This is a genomic window from Streptomyces sp. NPDC102279 (assembly GCF_044766365.1).
Classification (GTDB): domain Bacteria; phylum Actinomycetota; class Actinomycetes; order Streptomycetales; family Streptomycetaceae; genus Streptomyces.
The window spans coordinates 375,506-397,093 of sequence record NZ_JBIWLU010000011.1 but is presented as its reverse complement, the minus strand read 5'-3'; the positions used below and the strand labels follow the sequence as shown (position 1 = coordinate 397,093).

General features: G+C 71.9%; 21 protein-coding genes. 8 read left to right on the top strand and 13 right to left on the bottom strand.

All coding sequences use genetic code 11. From position 1 onward, the window contains the following. Positions 1 to 63 precede the first annotated feature (63 nt). On the bottom strand, positions 64 to 384 hold the full coding sequence (gene fdxA / locus ACIRQH_RS28925) for a ferredoxin (protein WP_030573070.1): 321 nt from the start codon (positions 382 to 384) through the stop codon (positions 64 to 66). 110 nt (positions 385 to 494) lie between these two features. Here fdxA and ACIRQH_RS28920 point away from each other — a divergent pair, with 110 nt between their 5' ends. The 5 genes from ACIRQH_RS28920 (at position 495) to ACIRQH_RS28900 (ending at position 6,188) form a co-directional block, all read left to right on the top strand. Then, positions 495 to 1,631, top strand: a complete 1,137-nt coding sequence (locus tag ACIRQH_RS28920) for a GNAT family N-acetyltransferase (RefSeq protein WP_404227549.1) — start codon at positions 495 to 497, stop codon at positions 1,629 to 1,631. A 17-nt stretch (positions 1,632 to 1,648) separates the two neighbouring features. Then, positions 1,649 to 2,500: a tetratricopeptide repeat protein gene (locus ACIRQH_RS28915; RefSeq protein ID WP_388866941.1), complete on the top strand. Its 852-nt coding sequence runs from the start codon at positions 1,649 to 1,651 to the stop codon at positions 2,498 to 2,500. A gap of 235 nt (positions 2,501 to 2,735) precedes the next feature. Continuing rightward, on the top strand, positions 2,736 to 3,146 hold the full coding sequence (locus ACIRQH_RS28910) for a hypothetical protein (protein ID WP_356177560.1): 411 nt from the start codon (positions 2,736 to 2,738) through the stop codon (positions 3,144 to 3,146). A 55-nt stretch (positions 3,147 to 3,201) separates the two neighbouring features. Beyond that, on the top strand, positions 3,202 to 3,909 hold the full coding sequence (locus ACIRQH_RS28905) for an ABC transporter ATP-binding protein (protein WP_388866945.1): 708 nt from the start codon (positions 3,202 to 3,204) through the stop codon (positions 3,907 to 3,909). Next, positions 3,906 to 6,188: an FtsX-like permease family protein gene (locus ACIRQH_RS28900; protein WP_404227545.1), complete on the top strand. Its 2,283-nt coding sequence runs from the start codon at positions 3,906 to 3,908 to the stop codon at positions 6,186 to 6,188. The genes ACIRQH_RS28905 and ACIRQH_RS28900 overlap by 4 nt, the downstream gene beginning before the upstream one ends. A gap of 21 nt (positions 6,189 to 6,209) precedes the next feature. Here ACIRQH_RS28900 and ACIRQH_RS28895 read toward each other — a convergent pair whose 3' ends face one another. The 9 genes from ACIRQH_RS28895 to ACIRQH_RS28855 form a co-directional block, all read right to left on the bottom strand. Continuing rightward, positions 6,210 to 6,824 carry a response regulator transcription factor gene (locus ACIRQH_RS28895; protein WP_358815580.1) on the bottom strand — a complete coding sequence of 205 codons (615 nt, stop codon included), beginning with the start codon at positions 6,822 to 6,824 and terminating at the stop codon, positions 6,210 to 6,212. Next, positions 6,821 to 8,044 (bottom strand): sensor histidine kinase, encoded by a 1,224-nt coding sequence (locus tag ACIRQH_RS28890; RefSeq protein WP_358815775.1) that lies wholly within the window; start codon positions 8,042 to 8,044, stop codon positions 6,821 to 6,823. Before ACIRQH_RS28890 ends, ACIRQH_RS28895 begins: the two co-directional genes overlap by 4 nt. A gap of 5 nt (positions 8,045 to 8,049) precedes the next feature. After that, the gene (locus tag ACIRQH_RS28885) at positions 8,050 to 8,790 is read right to left on the bottom strand and encodes an ABC transporter permease (RefSeq protein WP_358815579.1); all 741 of its coding nucleotides are present in this window, start codon (positions 8,788 to 8,790) and stop codon (positions 8,050 to 8,052) included. Next, positions 8,787 to 9,740, bottom strand: coding sequence for an ABC transporter ATP-binding protein (locus tag ACIRQH_RS28880; protein ID WP_388866951.1), 954 nt, complete (start codon positions 9,738 to 9,740; stop codon positions 8,787 to 8,789). Before ACIRQH_RS28880 ends, ACIRQH_RS28885 begins: the two co-directional genes overlap by 4 nt. Before the next feature lie 279 nt (positions 9,741 to 10,019). After that, positions 10,020 to 12,245, bottom strand: a complete 2,226-nt coding sequence (locus ACIRQH_RS28875) for a hypothetical protein (protein WP_404227541.1) — start codon at positions 12,243 to 12,245, stop codon at positions 10,020 to 10,022. A 160-nt stretch (positions 12,246 to 12,405) separates the two neighbouring features. Continuing rightward, positions 12,406 to 12,831 carry a DUF6113 family protein gene (locus ACIRQH_RS28870; RefSeq protein WP_358815576.1) on the bottom strand — a complete coding sequence of 142 codons (426 nt, stop codon included), beginning with the start codon at positions 12,829 to 12,831 and terminating at the stop codon, positions 12,406 to 12,408. 46 nt (positions 12,832 to 12,877) lie between these two features. Next, positions 12,878 to 13,789, bottom strand: coding sequence for an N-acetyl-1-D-myo-inositol-2-amino-2-deoxy-alpha-D-glucopyranoside deacetylase (mshB, locus tag ACIRQH_RS28865; RefSeq protein WP_404227538.1), 912 nt, complete (start codon positions 13,787 to 13,789; stop codon positions 12,878 to 12,880). A 158-nt stretch (positions 13,790 to 13,947) separates the two neighbouring features. Beyond that, positions 13,948 to 14,934: a helix-turn-helix domain-containing protein gene (locus ACIRQH_RS28860; protein ID WP_404227535.1), complete on the bottom strand. Its 987-nt coding sequence runs from the start codon at positions 14,932 to 14,934 to the stop codon at positions 13,948 to 13,950. A gap of 200 nt (positions 14,935 to 15,134) precedes the next feature. Further along, a complete protein-coding gene (locus ACIRQH_RS28855) occupies positions 15,135 to 15,620 on the bottom strand; it encodes an ATP-binding protein (RefSeq protein WP_388866964.1) in 486 nt (161 codons plus the stop codon). A 155-nt stretch (positions 15,621 to 15,775) separates the two neighbouring features. Here ACIRQH_RS28855 and ACIRQH_RS28850 point away from each other — a divergent pair, with 155 nt between their 5' ends. Both ACIRQH_RS28850 and ACIRQH_RS28845 read left to right on the top strand, forming a co-directional pair. Beyond that, entirely contained in the window at positions 15,776 to 16,651 is an 876-nt protein-coding gene (locus tag ACIRQH_RS28850) for a helix-turn-helix transcriptional regulator (RefSeq protein ID WP_358815572.1), read from the top strand. Next, positions 16,648 to 16,872, top strand: coding sequence for a DUF397 domain-containing protein (locus tag ACIRQH_RS28845; protein ID WP_404227531.1), 225 nt, complete (start codon positions 16,648 to 16,650; stop codon positions 16,870 to 16,872). The genes ACIRQH_RS28850 and ACIRQH_RS28845 overlap by 4 nt, the downstream gene beginning before the upstream one ends. Here the strand turns inward: ACIRQH_RS28845 and ACIRQH_RS28840 are convergent. Continuing rightward, positions 16,862 to 17,056, bottom strand: coding sequence for a hypothetical protein (locus ACIRQH_RS28840; protein ID WP_081219228.1), 195 nt, complete (start codon positions 17,054 to 17,056; stop codon positions 16,862 to 16,864). The genes ACIRQH_RS28845 and ACIRQH_RS28840 overlap by 11 nt on opposite strands. A gap of 207 nt (positions 17,057 to 17,263) precedes the next feature. Here ACIRQH_RS28840 and ACIRQH_RS28835 point away from each other — a divergent pair, with 207 nt between their 5' ends. Beyond that, entirely contained in the window at positions 17,264 to 19,393 is a 2,130-nt protein-coding gene (locus ACIRQH_RS28835; RefSeq protein ID WP_404227528.1) for a prolyl oligopeptidase family serine peptidase, read from the top strand. 164 nt (positions 19,394 to 19,557) lie between these two features. Here ACIRQH_RS28835 and ACIRQH_RS28830 read toward each other — a convergent pair whose 3' ends face one another. Both ACIRQH_RS28830 and ACIRQH_RS28825 read right to left on the bottom strand, forming a co-directional pair. Continuing rightward, positions 19,558 to 20,619, bottom strand: a complete 1,062-nt coding sequence (locus ACIRQH_RS28830; RefSeq protein ID WP_358815569.1) for a dipeptide ABC transporter ATP-binding protein — start codon at positions 20,617 to 20,619, stop codon at positions 19,558 to 19,560. After that, a complete protein-coding gene (locus tag ACIRQH_RS28825; RefSeq protein WP_358815568.1) occupies positions 20,600 to 21,586 on the bottom strand; it encodes an ABC transporter ATP-binding protein in 987 nt (328 codons plus the stop codon). Before ACIRQH_RS28825 ends, ACIRQH_RS28830 begins: the two co-directional genes overlap by 20 nt. Positions 21,587 to 21,588: the final 2 nt, after the last annotated feature.

Genomic DNA, 21,588 nt, shown 5'->3' with positions numbered 1-21,588 from the left:
CGGGACCGAGGCGGCGCTCCTCGAGCTACCGCCGGGGATACCCCGGCGGTCCGCTCACCGGTGCTACTGGTTCTGCGGCGGAAGGGCTGCGATGAAGGCGTGGTCGCGCTCGATCAGGCCGAGCTTGCTGGCGCCGCCGGGCGACCCGAGCTCGTCGAAGAACTCGACGTTCGCCTTGTAGTAGTCCTTCCACTCCTCCGGAGTGTCGTCCTCGTAGAAGATCGCCTCGACCGGGCACACCGGCTCACAGGCTCCACAGTCGACGCATTCGTCCGGGTGGATGTACAAGGACCGGGAGCCCTCGTAGATGCAGTCGACCGGGCACTCCTCGATGCACGCCTTGTCCTTGACGTCGACACAAGGCTGCGCGATGACGTAGGTCACGCTGTCGTTCCTCCTCGATAGGGCGCTGGCGGGCCTGCGTAGGCTCCGCCGCCTGGCGCGCGGGAGCGCGGCGTCGTCGATGCCCGCCCCTAGTATCTCCGTTCTTGGGCATGATCCGAACAGGAGGGGTGGACCGACCTGTGGAAATCTCTGCTTCCGGCCGACTCGAGGTCCGTATCACCGCTGCTGACGTGGGGAAACGCGTCTCCGTGCGCCGCATGACCGACGATGGAGACACGGTGGAGAAGTTCACCGATACGGTCGGTGTTCTCACATCATGGGACGACGGTGTGCTGCTGATCACACGACGGACCGGTGAGCGGGTCCGGATCGCGGAGTCGATGCTGGTCGCGGGCAAGGTCGTCCCGTCCGCTCCGGCTCGTCGGCGCGGTCCGGCCGCGTCGTACGAGGAGCTGGCGCGGGTCGCCGCCCGGGCCTGGCGCCCCGTGGAGAGCGAGCGGCTCGGCGACTGGGAGCTGCGCGCTGCCGCCGGGTTCACCCGGCGCGCCAACTCCGTGCTGCCGCTGGGCGACCCGGGCGTGCCGCTGGACGACGCGCTGACCCTGGTCCGGGACTGGTACGGCGACCGTGGCCTCCCGGCCTACATCCAGACCAGTACCGGTGCCGAGGGCACGCAGGAGCTGCTGTGCGCGGAGCTGGAGGCGCGCGGCTGGTCGAACGAGGTGACCGCCGAACTATGGATCGGCGCCCTCGCGCCGCTCGCCGAGCGCGAGGCCCCCGAGGTGACGCTCTCCCGGACGGCGGACGCGTCGTGGCTCGGCCGCTACCAGCGCAGGGGAGTGGGCGAGGTGGCCCTGCGGGTGCTGGGCAGCGGGCCCTCGGTGTGGTTCGCGACGGTTCCGGGTGCGCAGGGTGAGCCGCCGGCCGCGATCGGGCGGTGCGTGGTGGACGGCCGCTGGGCGGGTTTCGCGGCCGTGGAAGTGGACCCGGCACACCGGCGCCGGGGCCTCGCCGGCGCCGTGATGTCCGCCCTGGCCGACCGCGCCCTGACCGAAGGCGCGTCGGCGGCCTGGCTCCAGGTGGAGACGGACAACACGGCGGCCCGCGCCCTGTACGCCGGCCTGGGTTTCGCCGCCCACCACGCGTACCACCACTACCGGTGGACGCCGGGCGAGGAAGCCGCGGAGGGCGCGGGCGTGGCCGGAGTGGAGCGGGACACCTCCGAGGGCGCGACCGCCACGGCGGCGGACACGTCCGGCGGTGCCGAGATGTATCGATCGGCGTGAAGGGGCACGAACCCGCTATGTCTTCCCCGCAGCCCCCGGAGATGGAGCGCGCCGACGAGGTGCGGCGTCGGTTCGCCGAGGAGGCGCGGGCCGAGCGTCCCGATCTCGCGCTGCTCTGCCTGCTGGTGGGAGCCGCCGCGGACGGCACGCTCGACGAGGCGGCGATCGACGCGGCGCAGATCGAACTGGACGACCTGGCGGGGCGATTGCCGTTCCGCCCGGGCGGCCCCCGCTCCTGGGCGGCCGCGCTGGCCGGACTGCTCGGCGGGCGCTGCGGTTTCCGGGGATCACCGGCCGCCTACCAGCGGCTGGAGTCGTCGCTGCTGCACACGGTGCTGCGACGGCGCCGCGGGCTGCCCATCCTGCTCTCCGTGGTGTGGATGGAGGTCGCCCGCCGGGCCGGCGCGCCGGTCTACGGGGTCGCGCTGCCCGGCCATTTCGTGGTGGGCTTCGGACCGCCCGAGGAGCAGGTGCTCGCCGACCCCTTCGACGGCGGGCGGGTCCTGTCCGGGGCGGACGCGGAACTCCTCGTCGCGGGTGCGACCGGCGCTCCGCTGGATCCGTCGATGCTCTCCCCCGCCGACCCGCTCGACGTGGTCCTGCGCATCCTCAACAACATCCGCGCCTGGGCCACCGCCCGCCCGGAACGCTCCGACGTGGCCCTCTGGGCCGTCGAACTCTCCCTGCTGCTCCCGTCCCACCCGGCCCGGCTCCGCTACGAGCGCGCGCAACTCCTGGTCCAGAGGGGCGACTTCCTGACCGGTGCGGCCGAACTCGACGCCTACGCCGACGTGGTGTCGGCGGTCGACGAATCCGCTGCCACCCGCGTCCGCCAACAGGCCCTGGCCGCACGGGCGATGCTCAACTGACGGGCCCTGAGGGGACGGAGGAACCCCACCCCCGGTTGCCTCCGCAATGAACATCTTCCGGTCAAGCTCGGGCAAGATCCCAGAAAAGCAATCCCCGCGGCCGGGCCGATCACGCACACCAAATCACCAACAGCCGTACGTACACGGTGTTTTCACCCCGCGACCCCTTGTTACTCTCCGCCACGGCCCTGAACGCAACATGACCACCAGGGCCGACAAACAACGGGAGAATCAAGTGCGGAAGTTCGCAGTAGGGATCCTGGCGGCCGGCCTGTTCGCGGCCGGTGCCGGAACCGCGTTCGCAAGCTCGTGGCACGCCATTCCGAAGCTCACCACCGGTGGCGCCGAACTCAACTCCGGCCAGTACACGTTCTGGCCCGCCGGCACGAACCACGGCGCCTTCGAGTGGAAGGGCAACCTCAAGGACGCCGACAACGGCGACGGGCACAACGTGTACACGCAGGTACGCGTCGAGGGCTACAGCTGGAGCCGGTACAACGGCAAGCAGAAGAAGACCGTCCCGCAGGACTACCTGAACTGGAGCGGTGACGAGCGCTACACGTCCGACGCGTACATACGTGTCTGCCGTGACCGGGGCTCTCTGCACCCCGACAACTGCTCCGTGACCAAGCACTACCGACGGTAGGCCGCAGGCCGCACGACCGAGGGCCCAGGGGTGCACACCTGGGCCCGTTCGCTTCTTGGGGGAAGCCATCAGCAGTCCGGAAGTCCATGCCCCGGAGATCCTCTCGGCCAGGGGAGTCGACCTCTCCTACGGTGCTCAGCCCGCCGTGCGGGACGCGTATCTCTCCGTGGCGCGCGGAGAGGTCGCCGCCATCACCGGGCAGAGCGGTTCGGGGAAGTCCTCGCTCCTGTACTGCCTGGCGGGCGTGCTGCCCGTCGCCCGGGGCCAGGTGCGGTTCGAGGGGCGCCCGCTCGGCGGGCTGAGCGACGACGAGATCAGCACGCTGCGCCGCGAACGCTTCGGATTCGTCTTCCAGTACGGCGAGTTGCTTCCCGAGCTGACCATCGAGGAGAACACCGCCCTGCCCCTGCGGCTGGCGGGACAGCGCAAGGGTCCCGCCCTCGCCGCCGCCGGTGAGGTCCTCGGCAGGCTCGGACTCGGCGGACTGCGCGAGCGCCGGCCGTCGCAGGTGTCCGGCGGACAGAGCCAGCGCGTCGCCGTGGCCCGGGCCCTGGTCCACCGCCCGGCCGTCGTCTTCGCCGACGAACCCACCGGCTCGCTCGACAGCGCCAACGCCTCGGCCGTGCTGGAGGAGTTCCTCGGTCTGGCCCGCTCGCAGGGCACCGCGGTCGTCCTCGTCACCCACGATCCGGCGGTGGCCGCGCAGGCCGACCGGCGCTACTCGATGACCGACGGAGTCCTGTCCCCGGGGGAGCCGCTGTGAAGGAGTTCCTGCTCGGGCTGCGCCTGCTGCTCGGTGCCGGACGCGGCAACCGTGTCCGCTTCCTGCTGATGGCCGCGGGCGGCTCCCTCGGGGTGTGCTGTCTCGCGCTGGTGCTGACCATCCCGGCGATCCTGGACGCGCACGACGGACGGGCCGCCGCCAGGGAGCCCACCACGTCCTCACGCGCCCCTTCCGCGCGGTCGAGTCTGGTCCTGGAGCGCTCGGACCCGCACGGTTCGAAGGCCTTCACCCGCGTCTTCGTCGCCCGCGGCACGGACGCCGCAGCCCTCCCGCCCGGCCTGCGCGAACTCCCGGGCCCGGGCGAGGTGTTCGTCTCCCCCCGGGTCCACGCCCTGCTGCGGGAGGAGCCCGCCCTCAACGGGCTGCTGCCGGGCCGCGAGAAGGGCCTGATCGGCGCCGCCGGCCTGACCAACCCGGACGAGCTGTACGCGTACGTCGGCACGACCCGTGCCCAACTCGGCGGCAAGGCGCGCGTTCTGACGGGATTCGGCTACGGCTACGCGCCGATCCCCGCCGTCGATCCCTCCACGCTGACCATTCTGCGCTTCGCCCTCGCCACCATCGTCCTGCTGCCCCTGGGTGTCTTCCTCTCGGTCTGCGCGCGGCTCTCCGCGGCCAGCCGCACCCGGCGTCTGGCCGCCCTGCGCCTGCTCGGACTGAGCGTGAAGGGCACACAGCGGGTGAACGCCGCCGAGACGGTCATCGCCTCGCTGCTCGGCGCCGTGCTGGGCCTGGGCGAGTACGTGCTCCTCAACCAGGTGATGTCACGAACCGGGCTGCCGGAGCTGCGGTGGTACCCCGCGGACGGCGCCCTCTCGCCGACGACCGTCGGCGTCTGCCTGATCGGCTGTCCGGCGCTCGCCTGGTTCGTGGGACGGGCGAGCGCACGCAGCGCGGCGACCAACCCGCTCGCCGTCCGCCGTACCGCGCTGCCCAAGGCGCCCTCGCGATGGGGCGCTCTCCTGCTGGTCACCGGCCTCGGCATCGTGACCGGCTACTGCGCGACCGGCCTGACGACCCACCCGGCTTCGAGCGACGGCCCGGCCGCGCTCCTCGTCCCGGCCGGTGTGCTGCTGACCGGCGCCGGGCTGGTCCTGACCCTGCCGTTGCTCTCGTACACGCTCGCCCGGAAGGTCGCCGGCGCCACGCAGTCGCTCACCCTGAACCTGGCGATGCGCCGCAACGAGGTGGAACCGGGCAGCACCATGCGCGTGGTCACGGGACTCGTGCTCCTCGTGTACGCCGCCTCGCTGGCCCAGGGCATCCTGATCGAGGAGAACCAGGTCACCCGGCCCGACAGCCCCACCCAGGACTACTCCATCGCCCTGTCGGGGCTCACCTCCCGCCAGCAGAGGGACCTCGCGGACGTGCCGGGTGTCCGGGCCCACGCCCTGACGATGGATTCGTGGGTGTCGCTCAAGGGCGGCTCGCAGGTGGAGCCGCAGGTCACCGCGCTCGTCGCCACCTGCGCCCAACTTCGGCAGTTCGTCGAGCACTCCGCGGGCTGCGTGGACGGCAAGGTCCTGCGGCTCGTCGACCCGAACACCGCCGCGGACCCGGGGGTGCGCCCCGGCGCCGCCTTCCCCTTCAGGATCCGGAGGGACGGACAGCGCGCCACGCTGTCCCTCACGCTGCCGTCCGACCGCATCGTCTACGGCGCCTACGACCCCTCGGCGGTCGGTGGCGCCGCCGTGCTGGTCCCGCCCTCGCAAGTGCCCGCAGCGGCACGCCCGGAGTCGGCCCGCTACGTCCTCACGGGCAGCTCCGATCCGGATGCCGTCCGCCGGGTGCTCGACGGGATCGGCGCGGCCGCCCCGACCGCCGACGTCGACCCCATCGGCGTCAACATCGACGGACTCCAGCAGATCGGCGTCATCGAGACCCTGCTCGGACTCGGCATGGTGATGGGGCTGGTCATCGGCATCGCCGCGTTCCTGGTCTCCGTCACGGACCGTGCCGTCGAACGCCGGGCGCACGTGACGGCCCTGACCCTGATCGGGGCACGGGCCAGAACGCTGCGGGCCGTCCAGTGCGCCCAGGTCGTCCTGCCGCTCGCTATCGGGCTCGCCCTGGCACTCGTCGCGGGCAGGCTCGCGGAGTCGAGCTATCTCGTCACCGGCGGCGGCGAGGTCTTCTGGGACACGGCCGGCCTGCCCCTGCTCGTGCTCGCCGCACTCGGTGTGGTGGGGGCCGCGGCCTTGGGGACGCTGCCCCTCGTGGGCCGGGACATCAAACCGGAGCTGATCAGGCGCGATTGACGGCCCAGCGCGTCGCCGCCCTCAAAGCCACCCCTTCTCCCGAGCCGTCCGTACCGCTTCCGCGCGGTTGCGGACCGCGAGTTTCTGAATGGCTGTGGAGAGGTAGTTGCGGACCGTGCCCTGGGAGAGGTGGAGGGCGGTGGCGAGTTCGGCGTTGGTGGACCCGTCGGCCGCGGCGCGGAGGATCTCGCGTTCGCGGTCGGTGAGCGGATTGGCGCCGCCGGCGAGTGCGGCGGCGGCCAGGGTGGGGTCGATGACGCGCTCGCCGGCGAGCACCTTGCGTACGGCCGCGGCGAGTTGGGCGGCCGGGGCGTCCTTGACGAGGAAGGCGTCGGCGCCGGACTCCATGGCGCTGCGGAGATAGCCGGGACGGCCGAAGGTCGTGAGGATGAGCAGCTTGATGCCGGGGAGTTCCCGGTGGACCTCCGCCGCCGCCTCGATGCCCGTCATGCCCGGCATCTCGATGTCGAGGAGCGCCACGTCCACGTCGTGGGCGCGGGCGGCCGCCAGCACCTCGTCACCGCGGGCCACCTGGGCGACCACCTCGATGTCCGGCTCCAGTCCCAACAGGGCGGCCAGCGCCTCGCGGACCATCGACTGGTCCTCGGCGAGCAGGACCTTGATCGTGCGGCTCATGCACCGGATCCTACGGTGTCGTCCGCCGGGCCCAAAGGGGCCCGATCGCCGGTGAGGGGGACGCGGGCGACCAGCCGGAACCCGTGCCGGGTGCGGCCCGCCTCCAGTGACCCCGCCTCCTTCTCCAGGCGTTCGGTCAGCCCCGTCAGGCCGTTGCCGGGGGTGCCGCCGGCGGAACCGCCCGAGCCGTCGTCCTCCACCGACAGTTCGAGGACGGGACCGTCCAGGGTCTGGCGGCGCATGAGCTCCACCGTGCAGCGCCGGGCACCGCTGTGCCGTACGACGTTGGTGACGGCCTCGCGCAGCGTCCAGGCGAGCGCGGACTCGCTCTCCGTGGGCACACCGTGCAGGTCGGGTTCGGCCGGCAGGTCGGCGACGACGCCCGCGGCGGTCAACGCGACCTGTGCTCCGGCGAGTTCACCGGCGAGCCGGGGCCGCCGGTAACCGGTGACCGCCTCGCGGACGTCGACCAGGGCCTGGCGGCTCACCTGCTCGATGTCGGCGACCTGCTGGGCCGCCTTGTCGGGGTGGTCGGGCAGCATCCGCCCGGCCAGTTCGCTCTTCAGCGTGATCAGCGACAGCGAGTGGCCGAGCAGGTCGTGCAGGTCCCTGGCGAGCCTCAGGCGCTCCTCGTTCGCGGCGAGTTGGGCGACGGTTGCGCGCGCCCGCCGCAGTTCCACCGTGGTGCGCACCAGTTGGCGTACACCGGTCATCGCGTAGCCGATCAGGACCACCAGGAGGACGAGGTTTCGCGCGTCCTCCTCGCCGCCGTGCAGGCCGACGAGGAGCATCACCACGGCGGTGAGCGGGATCGTCCAGTACGAGACGCGGAGCGGGAACGCCGTCCCGCAGGCCACCGAGACGTACACGAACAGGCCGAGCCACGGCGGGCCGAGAGTGAAGCAGAGGACGGTGGCGAGCGCGCCGAGGGCGAGGACCATGAGGGCCACGCTCAGGGTGCCGGCGGAGGCCTTGCCCATGTTCCGGAAGACCAGGGTCAGATAGATCGCGACGAAGGCGGCCAGGCCCACCCAGCCGGCCACGACGGCCGGTGTGGTGTGGTCGCCGGAGACGAGGTCGTGGACCGGTGAGCTGAGGAACACCAGCCAGATGACGATCCACACCGACTTCCGCAGGGCCTCGCGGATGTCGCGGGGGGACTCCCCCATCCGCATCAGCCGGTCCGATCGGGCCTGGTCGGGCAGCGGGTCTTCCGTCATGGCACTCACGCCTTCAGCGTGTCCTTCCGGTACAGCCACGCCGCGCCGCCCGCGAAGAGGGCGAAGAAGGCGACGAGGATGGCGATGTCCTTCGCGTGCGGGGCGTCACCGAGTTCGATGGCCTGCCCCAGGGCAGCGTACGCGTGCGTGGGCAGCCACTTCGCGATGTTCTGCAGCCAGTCCGGGAAGGTCGTCGAGGGGATCCACAGGCCGCCGAGCATCGACAGGCCGAAGTAGACGATCATCGTGATGGGGCGGACCGCGTCACCGCTGGCCACGTATCCGATGGCCACGCCGAGCGCGGCGAACACGAAGCTGCCGGCCCAGATCACGCCGGTGAGCGCGAGCCACTGCCAGGCGTCCAGGCGTACGTCCTTCACCGCGGCGGCGACCACGAAGACGATGACGATCGACGGCAGGCTGATCACGGCGGCGCTCGCGGTCTTGGCGAGGACGTAGCCGCGGCCGGGCAGCGTGGTGAGCCTCAACTGCCGTACCCAGCCGCTCTCGCGCTCCTTGGCGATGCGCTCGCTGTTGCCCATGAGCACGGCGGTCAGGGCGCCGAAGGAGGCCATGGAGACCATGAAGAAGGTCGGCAGGGTGAGGCCGGTGCCGTCCACCTTGGTCGTGCTGTCGGCGTTGCCCGCGATCAGCAGGAACAGGGCCGAGGGGTAGATGACCGAGAAGAACAGGAACTTGCGGTTGCGCAGGGCGCGGGTGATCTCCAGCTTGATGAGACTGTTCACTTGGAGGTCGCCTCCTCGGCGGCGGTGCGGTTGGCCTCTTCGGCCGCGGTGATGGCGACGAAGGCCTGTTCGAGACCGAGTCCGGCGACTTCGAGGTTGCGGGGGAAGACACCGAGCCCGTAGAGGGCGTGGACGGTCGCGTCGGCGTCGGCGGACTGGATGCGGACGGTCTGCCCGGACACGTCGATCGAGGTGAGGAAGGGCAGCGCGCGCAGCGGGGTCTCGTCGATGGGGCCCTCCAGGTCGAAGGCGACCCGGCGGGCGCCCGCCCTGGCCTTGATCTCGGCGGCGGTGCCGTCGGCCAGCAGCCGTCCCCGGTGGAGCACGAGGACGCGGTCCGCGATGGCGTCGGCCTCCTCCAGGTAGTGCGTGGCGAAGAGGACCGTGCGGCCCTGGTCGGCCTGCTCGCGCATGGTGGCCCAGAAGGCCTGGCGGGCGGTGACGTCCATGCCGGTGGTCGGCTCGTCGAGAACGATCAGGTCGCTGTCGCCGGCCGTGGCGAGGGCGAAGCGGACGCGCTGTTCCTGGCCGCCCGAGAGCTTGTTGACCTTGCGGGCGGCGATCTGGGTGATGCCGGCGCGGGCGAGGACGTCGGTGACGCGACAGGGCCGGGGGTGCAGGTCGCAGGCGAGCTTGACCAGTTCACCGACCGTGACCTCGTCCATCAGGCCGCCGCTCTGCAGCATGGCGCCCACGCGGCCGGCGACGATCGCCTCGCGCGGGCTGGTGCCGAATACCCGGACCGTGCCGCTGTCGGCGTTCTTCAGGCCGAGCAGCAGGTCCAGCGTGGTCGACTTGCCCGCGCCGTTCGGACCGAGCAGGGCGACCGTCTCGCCCGGGTGCAGGTCGAGCGTCAGGGCGTCCACGGCCCGGACGTCGCCGTAGCTCTTGGTGACCGATTCGAACCCGACCACCGAGGTCGTGGCCGCCGCAGTCGCAGTGATTGTCATGTGATCCATCGTGGCGGCGTAGGGGGTCCCGGCGGCAGTGCGGTGTGTCCTCGGTCCCGGATGACAGATGTCATGTCGCCGCCCCGCGGATCGCCGCGGGCCAGGACGTCCGACCACGGACCGCCACGCCGCCACTCCGCGGGGAAGGGCAGCCGAAGCCCGCATCGCCCCGTGACGTGCGGGAGGGCACCGGGCCGGTGGGATTCCGGCCGGGTGCCCTCGATGCGCGAGGCGCGCCGCTGACGGGCGCTGCGCGGTGCTGCTCGGCGCCGGGCGGCGCTAGCTGGGGTCGGTGGGGATGGTCACGATGCGGTCCGCGGTCGTCTTCCCGAGCAGTGCCCGGCCGACGGCCGAGGCCACCTCCTGGGGGCTGATGGCCTTCTTGCTGCCGTCGCCCTTGGTGACCGTGACGCCGTCGAAGGCGCCGCCGTACAGCGATTTGAGCGCCTTGAGGTCGTAGCGCTCGACGAGTTTGCCGTCGACCGGCTGGACGCTCAGGAACTTCCAGATGGATTTCTCCGGGCTGAAGGAGATGGCGTGGGCGGCGTCCGTGCGGACGGTGATGTTCGCCGACATCGCCGGCGTCGCGAACGACGCCATCTTCTGGTCCACCGCGTCCTTCGACACCGTCGGCTGACGGGTCGTCGTGGCCACCTTCACGGGGGTGGTCGCGTCGGTCTCCACCTGGGCGCGGTACGCGTCCTCGACGGCCTGTATCGAGGGCGCGATGTCGATGCCCTTGCCGACCTTGCCGTAGACGGGAACGGCCTTGCCTGGCTGGAACTTGATCGTGCCGTCGCTCGCCGAACCGGAGCCGCTCGCGGCGCGCTCCAGGGCCGCCTGGAGCTTCTCCTCGTCGACCGGCATGTCCGGCTCCACCACGCGCCGGCGGCCGAACAGCGAGCCGATCACGGAGACCGGGTTGTAGTCGCTGCCCGCGGCGGCGCGGACGGTGGCCTGGGCGTCGAGCTGGAGTCCGGCCTGGTCGGGCTTGAGGGAGACCGTGTCCCCGTCGACGGACAGCTTGAGCGCCTTGTTCGTACGGTCCCCGAACGCGTCGTCGAGCTTCCTGACCGCGTCGTCGCGGGTGCCGCCGCCGATGTCGACGCCGAGCACGGTGGTGCCCTTGGGCACGTCCGAGTGGTTCATGAGCAGGCCCGCGCCATAGGCGCCGCCGGCCAGGACCACGACGAGGGCGCCGAGGAGCGCCGGCTTGTTGCGGCCCTTCTTCTTCTTCGCCGGCCTCGCCGCGGCGGGCGGCTGCTGGACCGGCTCGGGCAGCTTCGGCGGGGTGTGCGGCAGCGGCCCGTCGGGGTGCGAACCGGGCCCGAACGGCGAGTTCTGGCCGGGGTTGATGACGGGGATGCCGCTGGTCAGGGTGTGCCCGGAGACGTTGTCCACGGGAGCGCCGTAGCCGCCGGGGCCCGGGTCGGGTGCCGGCTTCTGCGGGGTGAGGATCGCGGTGTCGTCGCTGAGACCGCCGCTCAGGCCGCCGCCCGGATATCCCTGGCCCGCGCCCGGGTTCGGGTTGCCGGGGCCCGGCGCCGCGGCCAGGCTGCCGGGAGCGACGCCCGGGCCGGCCGGGGGCAGCAGCGGGCCGTCACCGGTGACCGGACCGCCGGTCGCGCCGGACGGGCCGCCCTCGGAGAAGTAGGGGAGGTCGTCGCGGCGCGGTTCGCCGGGACCACTCGGGCCACCGGGTCCACCGTGCGAACCGATGGCCGGGAACGAGCCCGTGTCCCGCAGGGCGCCGGAGACGTCGAAGGACCCCGTGCCGCCGCCGTGGCCGGGAGCCACGGGTCCGGCACCGGTGGCACCGGGCAGCCCGGCGCCGTTGGTGCCGCCGCCGTTCGGGCCGCCGGGGCGGACCCCGCCGGTGATGCCCAGCGGACCGGCGCCGCCGGACGGCGCGGGCCGTCCGGTGCCGGGCCGGTTGCCCGAAGGTCCGCCCTGGCCCGCGGGACCGGCAGCGCCTGCGGGCCCGGCGGGAGCCGAACCGCCGGGCAGTCCCGCCCCGTTGGTCGACCCGCCGCCCTGGCCGCCCTTGGGGGCGCCGGACTTGCGGGGGGCGAACCAGTCGCTGGTCTTCTCCTCGGGCCCACCGGGCTGGTCCCCGGGCTGTGCCGCCGCGGGGGCGGGCACGGACGGGGCCGCGGTGGTGGTGGCCGCCGCGGAGGCGCCCGTGGGCGCGCTCACGCCGCGGGAGGGCTGTGCCGCACCGGTGTTCGCGCCGTCGCCGCCCTGGGCGGGCACGTCGGAGTCCGCGACGGGTGTGCGGACGACCACGGGCGGGATGGGCCGCGATCCGGGGATGTTGATCCGGATCCGGGTCGTCAGGGTGGTCTCGGTCTTGCGCTCCTCCGGCGGCTTGCCGGCGGCCGAACGGCCCGCGTCGGCACCGCTCTCGGAAGCCGCGGGGGTCCCGTACGGCGGCGTCCCCGACGGGTACGCGGCTCCACCGCGCCCGTTGGGCCCGGAGGACGAACTGTCAGTTTCACGACTCAAGGCAGGTTCTCCCGGTTGGCTCCGCCGCCCGTTTCCTCGACCTCATCTCGGGCAGCTCGGCGGCGCGCACCACCATACTGGCCGTGTACGCCGCGCAAACCTCGCCCGATGGGGAAACTCGCACGGGACCCGCACCTGACCGATACGGCGAAGTAGTACGTCACTTGCCAAGTCGGGCGCCGGAGCCGCCCGGTTGCCGCCCCTGACCCAGGGTGGCGCACATCACAGCGACGGCCATCCCTCCGAGGAGGAACAGGTAGGAACCGATCCCGGCGCCGAAGAGGAAGTCCCCTTCGGGACGACTTGCGGTGAGCAGGACGACGGCGAGCACCCAGCCGGCCGCGGGCGCGACGGCCCCCGCCCGGGTTCCGGTGGCCCGGGATCCGCCGAGGAAGAGTCCGGCGCCGCCCGCCAGCGCGAGCAGCAGCCCGAGCGGGAACCAGCCGGGCTGTACCAGCGCCCCGGCGGCCCCGACGACCGCGCCGAGCAGGAAGAGCCCCACGTAGGCGGCGATGCGGCCGCCCGAGGGCCGTGTCAGTGGCTGCGCGAGCATGCTTCCGCCGCCGCGCTGTCCCGTCGTACTCATCACAGATCCGTCCCTTGCCCGGTCGTGCTCGTCGCTCGTGCGTCCCTCACCGGTCGGCCCTCCCGGCCCCCGCGATGTCCTCGATCCCCTCGAAGAGGTCCGTCTCCCGCGCGGCGGGGCGCGGCGCGTTCACCAACTCGTAGTACTCGGTGGTGAAGAGGGGCTGGGCCAGATCGTTCGAGAGGGCGAACCACGGGCCGTCCACGGTGATCTGGGTGGTGTGTGCCCGCATGGCGGCGATCTTGGCGGCGGCGAACGCGGTTCCGTCGATCTCGGTGGTGACGGTCGCCTCGTCGACCACGCCCGGTACGTCGTCGACGGCGGCGGCCCGCTCGAACGGCAGCTCGGGGAGCGCCGCGCGCAGCCGGGTGAAGGCCTCCTCGACGACCGGTCGCGGCATGCGGTTCCAGTAGGTCTTGGTGATCCGCCAGGCGTCGCCGAGGTCGGGGCGGTGGGCGGGGTCGGCGGCCAGTTCGGCTGCGCGGGTGGCGACGCGGTGGGCCTGGATGTGGTCGGGGTGCCCGTATCCCCCGTCCGGGTCGTAGGTGACGAGCACCTGGGGGCGCACCTCGCGGACGACCGCCACGAGGCTGTCCGCGGCCTCGTCCAGGTCGGCGGACCAGAAGGCGCCGGGGCGGTCGTTCTGCTCGACGCCCATCATCCCGGAGTCGCGGAACCGCCCGGGGGCGCCGAGGAAGCGGTGGTCGTGGACGCCCAGCTGCTTCATGGCGGCGCTCAGCTCACCCGTACGGAACGGGCCGAGTCCGCCCTCGCGGTCGGCGGCGAGATGGGCGAGTCCGGGCGGGATGACCTCGCCCTCCTCGCCGAGGGTGCAGGTCACCAGCGTCACATGGGCGCCCTCGGCCGCGTAGCGGGCCATGGTCGCGCCATTGTTGATCGACTCGTCGTCCGGGTGCGCGTGCACCAGGAGCAGACGCCGGTCGGGCAGTTCCGTCATGGGGCCAGCCTACGAGGCAACGGCCGGGGCGGGCTCGGGCAGGCCTGGGAGCGACGAGGAGCTCGTGCCCGTGTCGGCCCGAGTGCCCACGGCGTCCTCCGGAGGGTGCCTCGGGGCGGCCTGGGGTACGAGCGGGACATCGAGGCCGCTACGTGTCGTCAGGCGGCGCTCCGGAAACCCGGCCGGCAGTCCCGGCAGCGGCCCGGTCCCGGCGCCCGGAACGCCCGCTCGCAGCCGTCGCAGGTCTGGAGGGGATGGCGGATGTCCGGTGAGGATGCGGAGGTGCGGAACGGCGGGGGTGGGGGCAGCTGGACCGTGAGCCGGTGAGCCAGGAGCGCTGCCGGGCGCCTGAGCCCTTCGGACGGCAGGTCCCGGGTCAGCGCGAGCCTTACGGCACCGGGGCTGACGTCGCGCTCCAGCCAGGCGGCGACGCCAGGGGCGAGGTGCGCCGTGTCGCGCGCGGAGAGCAGGAGGCGGGGTTCGTGGTGGTGGAGGCCGGCGAGCAGGTCGGTGGCCGCCTGGAGGAGGGCGGGGACGGGCCGGGCCGGGTGGGGCACCTCGGGAAGAACCCTGCCGGGCGCACGCCGTTCGGGCGGCTCCCGCCGTTCTCGCCGCTCGCGCGGGTCCGGAGTCGCCGCCGGACCCGGAGGGGCGGGGTGCTGTTCCGGCTCACCCTCGCCCTCGTGCCCGGCCCCCGCGTCGCCCCGGATCGTGGCCCCGGCCGCCCCACTCCGGATCGGGAGCTCGACCGCACCTCCTCGTCCTGGCTGGTTGCAGGAGACCGTGCGGGTGACGATCCGGCCGCCGGGGACGCGTTCGCGGGTGCGACGGAGGTAGCCGTGGGCTTCGAGTTCGCGCAGCGCGGCGGCGATCCGGGTCGCGCCCTCGGGGAAGCGGCGGGTGAGGGACCTGATGTCGACGGGGTGACCGGCCGGGAGCGACTGGATGTGGGCGCCCAGCCCGATCGCGAGCCCGGACAGGTTCGGGTGCTGCGTGAGGTGGTTGCCGATCACCGTGAAACGGTCGGTGTGGCGGGTGTTGTCGTGGATGACGCCACCGGCCCGCACCGGACGTCCCTTCGCATGCCTGTTGGTGGCAACACGGGACTGGGCGCGCGGGGGCGCGCTAAGGTTTTTGGTGTCCATCAGGAAGGGCCTAACTTCCTCGGTGGTCAGGCCCTCGCCTCGGGATTGCACTCCCCGGCGAGGGCCGTCGCATGTCTGCGGTGGTGTTGCGCCGAGCGTAGGGCAGCCAACGGCCCCCGGATCCAGCCGAGTCGGTGATGTTCACTCGCGCGAGTGAGTTTGCGCCGGGGACGGGAGGGGTGGGGCTTGGCCGGGTCCTTTCACTCGTGAGTTCCTTGGGAAAGACCTCCCCCGGCACCGCAGCACGGGCGGCCGGATTCCGGTGGCAGGTCGATCTCCGCCCATACCGTCTTGCGCGGGGGCGGCCCCGGTACGGCACCCCAGCGGTCGGCCAGGGCGTCGACGAGGACGAGCCCACGGCCGGACTCCGCATCGCCCACCGGGTTCTGGATGCGCGGGACGCGGTCGCCCCGGGTGTCGGCGACCTCGATCCGCAGGGTGGCGCCGACGACGTACAGCGTGAGCCGGAAGTCGCGGCCCGGGACCCTGCCGTGCGTCGCCGCGTTGGCCGCCAGCTCGGCGACGACGTGCGGCGCCCTGTCCAAGGGGATTCCCCAGTCCCGGAGTTGCTCCGTGGCCAGCAGCCGGGCGAGACGGGCTCCCCGCGGTGTCGGCGACAGGAGGACGCTGGAGTTCCTGATGGGCGCCGTGAGCCGGGCCTCGGGGTCGGCGATTTCTTGATTCACGTCACTCAGCGTGGCGGCGTCCACCTACCGTGAACAGTGACGACGCCGGTACGTACGGTGACTGTCCGGAGGTTGTCCGGTGGTGTCCGGGCTGTCCGGAACCGTCGTGCGGGTAGGTCGCGTTGCGGTTCGGCGGTACGGCGGAGGGGTGCGGGATGTCGGTGGACGACGGCGTGAGGCGGCTCAAGAGCGAGGCGGACGAGCCGGGGTGGGAGGTGGACCCTGACGACGACTGGGGCGTCGCGGTGGTCGCGACCGTCGGACGCCAGCTGAAGCTGCGACGCGAGGCGGTGGGGATGCGGGCCGCGGAGTTCGGTGAGGCCGTGGGGTACGGCGAGGACATGGTGTACAAGATCGAGGCGGGCAAGCGGATCCCCCGCCCCGAGTACCTGGACAGGGCCGACGAGGTGCTGGCGGCAGGCGGGTTGCTCTCGGCCATGCGAGAGGACGTCGCGAAGGTCAGGTATCCGAGGAAGGTTCGGGAGCTGGCGAAGATGGAGGCGCAAGCAGTCGAACTTGGGGCTTACGTGGGGCTCAGCCTCCACGGCCTGCTCCAGACGCCGAGCCATGCGCGGGCTTTGTTCGAAGCATGGCAGCCCGCGTACACGCCCGAGGAAGCCGACCGGATGGTCGCCGCTCGTATTGCCCGTACGTCGATCTTCGAACGGCTGCCTGCGCCGGCCCTCTGCTTCGTGCAGGAGGAGGCGACGCTCCGCCGTCCGGTCGGAGGCACAATGGTGTGGCGTCAGCAGCTCGAACATCTGCTGGAGGTGGGCCAGTTGCGCAATGTCACGCTCCAGGTGATGCCGACGAGCGCCGACGCCCACCCCGGACTGAGCGGGAAGATCGAGGTGCTGAAGTTCGCGGACGGCACAGCGGTCGGCCGCTCCGACGGCGCGTACAACGGCCGACCCATCTCCGATCCGAAGCAGCTGCGGATCCTTGAGTTGCGGTATGGCACCATCCGGGCCCAGGCGCTCACGCCACGGGAGTCGCTGGCCTTCATCGAGCAAGTGCTGGGAGAAACATGATCCGCACCACCTCAGCCCAGGACATTTCCGAACTGGCGTGGTTCAAAAGCAGTTACAGCGACGGACCTGACGGCAACTCCTGCGTCGAGGTGGCCACCACCCCCGGCGTCGTCCACGTCCGCGACTCCAAGGACGCCGCCGGCCCCCGGCTCACCTTGGCGCAGGGAGCCTGGGCCGACTTCGTCTCGTACGCGTCCGAGGACCGGCCGGTCAGAACTTGATGCTTCCGATCATCCCCGCGATGTTGGTCGTCAGGTCGTTGATCGTCGGAGCGATCGTCGACGAGGCGAGGTAGAACCCGAGCAGGACACACACCAAGGCGTGGACGGCCTTCAGTCCTGACTTCTTCACCAGGATGAAGACGATGATCGCCAGCAGCACCACCGCCGAAATCGAAAGTGCCACGGCGGCTCACCTCCAAAGTTCCCAGGGACCAGGGGGTTGTACGGGTGACACACAGATCCCCGTACGAGGCTCGTACGGGGTCGGGTACGTCGTTCCAGCAGCCAGCAGGTTCTTACCCACGCAGCGCTAGTGATCATAACTATCCGTACGCGCGCATCGATCGGCGCACGGCCGCACAAGGGGGCGCATGGCCAATATGGTCGGGGGATGACGAACGAGCCTCTGTCCTTCCCGCGCCGGTCCGCCCGGACGCAGCGGTTCACCTCCGGAGCACCACGGGCGTTCACCGTGGCGCCGGACGGTTCCCGCGTGGTGTTCCTGCGGTCTTCCACCGGCACGGACCGGGCGAACCAGCTGTGGGTCCTCGACGTGGCGGAGAGCCGGGAGCGGTCCGCCGCCGACCCGGCGGTGCTCCTCCGGGGCGCCACCGAGCGGCTCCCGGCGGCGGAGCGGGCGCGCCGGGAACGCAGCCGCGAGGGCGGTGCGGGCATCGTCGGATATGCCACGGACATGGCCGTCGAGCTGGCCTCCTTCACCCTTTCGGGGCGGCTGTTCACCGCGGAACTGCGGGCCGGGACGGCGCGGGAGCTCCGGGTCCCCGGTCCGGTGATCGACCCGCGGCCGTCGCCCGACGGGCGACTCGTGGCGTACGTCGCCGGGGGCGCCCTGCGGGTCGTCGGGGCCGGGGGCGAGGACGACCGGGCGCTCGCGGAGCCGGAGCCCACGGAGGGAACGGGGTCGGTTTCGTACGGTCTGGCGGAGTTCATCGCGGCCGAGGAGATGGGGCGTTCGCGCGGTTTCTGGTGGTCGCCCGAGAGCGATCGGCTGCTGGTCGCACGGGTCGACGACTCGCCCGTGCAACGCTGGTGGATCTCCGATCCAGCACGTCCGGAGAGCGAACCGCAGCGGGTCGCGTACCCGTCGGCGGGCAGCGCCAACGCGGAGGTACGGCTCTTCGTCGTCGGGGTGGACGGGGCCCGCAAGGAGGTCTCCTGGGACCGGGCCCGGTACCCGTATCTGGCGCATGCGCACTGGTCAGCGGCGGGTGCGCCGTTGATCCTCGTACAGGCGCGGGACCAGCGCAGCCAGCTGTTCCTGGCCGTGGATCCGGACTCCGGCTCGACCCGGATGGTGCACGCCGACGAAGATCCAATTTGGCTTGATCTTTTCCCCGGTGTGCCGTGCTGGAGCCCCGGCGGACAGCTCGTACGGATCGCCGACGAGGGGGGCGCGCGAGTCCTGGCGTTCGGCGAACGGCCGCTGACCGGGGCGCAGTTGCACGTCCGTGCGGTGCTCGACGTGTCGGCGGACGACGTGCTGGTCGCGGCGTCGGCGGGCGAGGCGGCGGCCCTGCCTGAGACCGGCGAGGTGCACGTGTACCGCGTGAACGAGCTGGGCGTGGAGCGCCTCTCGCAGGAGCCCGGCGTGCACTCGGCGGTTCGCGCCGGGGGCGTGACCGTGCTCGTGTCGTCGGTGCTCGACCGGCCGGGCGCCCAGGTGCAGGTGCTGCGCGGCGGCAAGAAAGCGACGACCGTCACCTCGCACGCCGAACATCCCGGTTTGTCCCCGCGCGTGACACTCACACAGGGGGGCGCACAGAAAATCCCATGCGCCCTGCTTATGCCGAACGACTACGACGGCGACAATCCCCTGCCCGTCCTGCTGGATCCCTACGGCGGCCCGCACGGCCCCCGGGTGCTGGCCGCGCACAACGCGTACCTCACCTCGCAGTGGTTCGCCGACCAGGGGTTCGCGGTGGTCGTGGCGGACGGCCGCGGCACCCCCGGGCGCTCCCCCGCCTGGGAGAAGGCGATCCGCGACGACTTCACGGTCACGCTCGACGACCAGGTCGAGGCGCTGCACGCGCTCGCGGAGCGGTTCCCGCTGGACCTGTCGCGGGTCGCGATCCGCGGCTGGTCGTACGGCGGCTGGCTCGCGGGGCTCGCCGTGCTGCGCCGCCCGGACGTCTTCCACGCGGGCATCGCGGGCGCGCCCGTCACGGACTGGCGGCTGTACGACACCCACTACACCGAGCGGTACCTCGGCGATCCGGCCACGAACGCCGCCGCCTACGCGGGGAGTTCGCTCGTGACCGACGAGGGTCTGTCCACGCCCGCCGAGCCGCACCGGCCGCTGATGATCGTGCACGGGCTCGCGGACGACAACGTGGTGGCGGCGCACACCCTGCGGCTGTCCTCCGCCCTGCTGGCCGCCGGCCGCCCGCACGAGGTGCTGCCCCTGTCGGGCGTCACCCACATGACGCCCCAGGAGACGGTGGCGGAGAACCTGCTCCTTCTCCAGGTGGACTTCCTCAAGCGCGCTCTCGCCCTGACCTGAGCGGAACGCTCCGAGAACGGCAACGAGCCGGGGTGACATGGCGCACCCCGGCTCGTTTACGGCACCCGCACGGCCGTACGGTGTTCACCTTGGCGTGTCCGTATATCGGTACCGCTTCCGTCAAGTTGCCTGCGTGTTAACGACGTTCGCTCACATTTGTGCGGTTATGCCACCCCGCCGGGGGGCTCCTCCGGCGGGACGACCTGCTTCTCCTCGGCGAAGTGGCAGGCGGAGTCGTGGGCGGCCGGACTGTCGCCGATCCGGAACTCGGCCGGCACCGCGAGCAGCGGCACCTCCAGCGCGCAGCGCTCCTGCGCCTTCCAGCAGCGGGTGCGGAACCGGCAGCCCGACGGGATGTTCGCGGGCGACGGGACGTCCCCGGCGAGGATGATCCGCTCCCGGTGCTCCCGGGCCTCGGGGTCCGGCAGGGGTACGGCGGACAGCAGCGCCTGCGTGTAGGGGTGCGTCGGATGGTCGTAGATCTCGACGTCCCTGCCGGTCTCCACGATCCGCCCGAGGTACATCACCCCGACCCGGTCGGAGATGTGCCGCACGATCGACAGGTCGTGCGCGATGAAGACGTAGCTGAGGTCGAACTCGTCCTGGAGCTTCTCCATCAGGTTGATGACCTGGGCCTGCACGGAGACGTCGAGCGCGGAGACGGGTTCGTCGGCCACGATGATCTCGGGCCGCAGCGCGAGGCCGCGGGCGATGCCGATGCGCTGCCGCTGGCCGCCGGAGAACTGGTGCGGATAGCGGTTGATGTACTCGGGGTTGAGTCCGACCACGTCCAGCAGGTCCTGGACCCGCTTCCTGCGGTCGCCCTTGGGCGCGACCTCGGGATGGATGTCGTACGGCTCGCCGATGATGTCGCCGACGGTCATCCGCGGGTTGAGGGAGGTGTACGGGTCCTGGAAGACCATCTGGATGTTGCGGCGTACGGCCTTCAGCGCCTTGCCGGACATCCGGGTGATGTCCTCGCCCTTGTACTTGATCGTCCCCTCGGTCGGCTTCTCCAGGTTGACGAGCATCTTGGCGACGGTCGACTTGCCGCAGCCCGACTCACCGACGATGCCGAGGGTCTCGCCGCGGGCGAGGTGGAAGTCGACGCCGTCGACGGCCTTGACCGCGCCGACCTGCTTCCTGAACAGGATTCCCTGGGTGAGCGGGTAGTGCTTGACCAGCCCGCTGACCTCCAGCAGGGGTTCAGTGGCTGTCTGTGCCATCGAGGCATTCCCTCCAGAAGAAGCAGGCGCTCCCGCGGTCCGCGTCGACCTCCGCGAGCGGCGGCACCTCGGTGCGGCAGATGTCCTGGGCCATCGGACAGCGCGGGTTGAAGGCGCAGCCCGGCGGGATGTGCATCAGGTTGGGCGGCAGTCCCTTGATCGCGTAGAGCTCGGACCCCTTCTGGTCGAGGCGCGGGATCGAGTCCAGCAGCCCCTTCGTGTAGGGGTGGGCGGGCGCTTTGTAGATGTCGTGGACCGGCGCCGTCTCGACGATCCGCCCCGCGTACATCACCGCGATCCGGTCGGCGACGTCGGCGACCACGCCGAGGTCGTGGGTGATGAGGATGAGCCCCATGTTGAGTTCGCGCTGGAGCTCGGCGAGCAGGTCCATCACCTGCGCCTGCACGGTGACGTCGAGCGCGGTGGTCGGCTCGTCGGCGATGATCAGGGCCGGCTCCAGGGCCAGCGCCATGGCGATCATGATGCGCTGGCGCATACCGCCGGAGAACTGGTGCGGGTAGTCGCGCACCCGCTCGGCGGCGGCCGGGATACGCACCCGCTCCATCAGCTCGATCGCCTTGGTGCGGGCCTGCTTGCGGGACATCCCGCGGTGCACGGTGAACATCTCGCCCAGCTGGTCGCCGACGCTGAGCACGGGGTTCAGGGACGACAGCGCGTCCTGGAAGATCATCGCCATCTCGGCGCCCCGCACCTTGCGCCGCTCCTCCTCCTTGAGCTTCAGCAGGTCGCGGCCCTGGAAGAGGATCTCGCCGCCGGTGATCCTTCCCGGCGGGATGTCGAGGATGCCCATCACGGCCTGGGCCGTCACCGACTTGCCGGAGCCGGACTCGCCGAGGACGGCGAGCGTCTCGCCCTCGTCGACGCTGTAGTTGACCCCGTTGACGGCCTTGGCGACTCCGTCCCGTGTCCGGAACTCCACGTGCAGGTCGCGCACTTCGAGCAGCACGG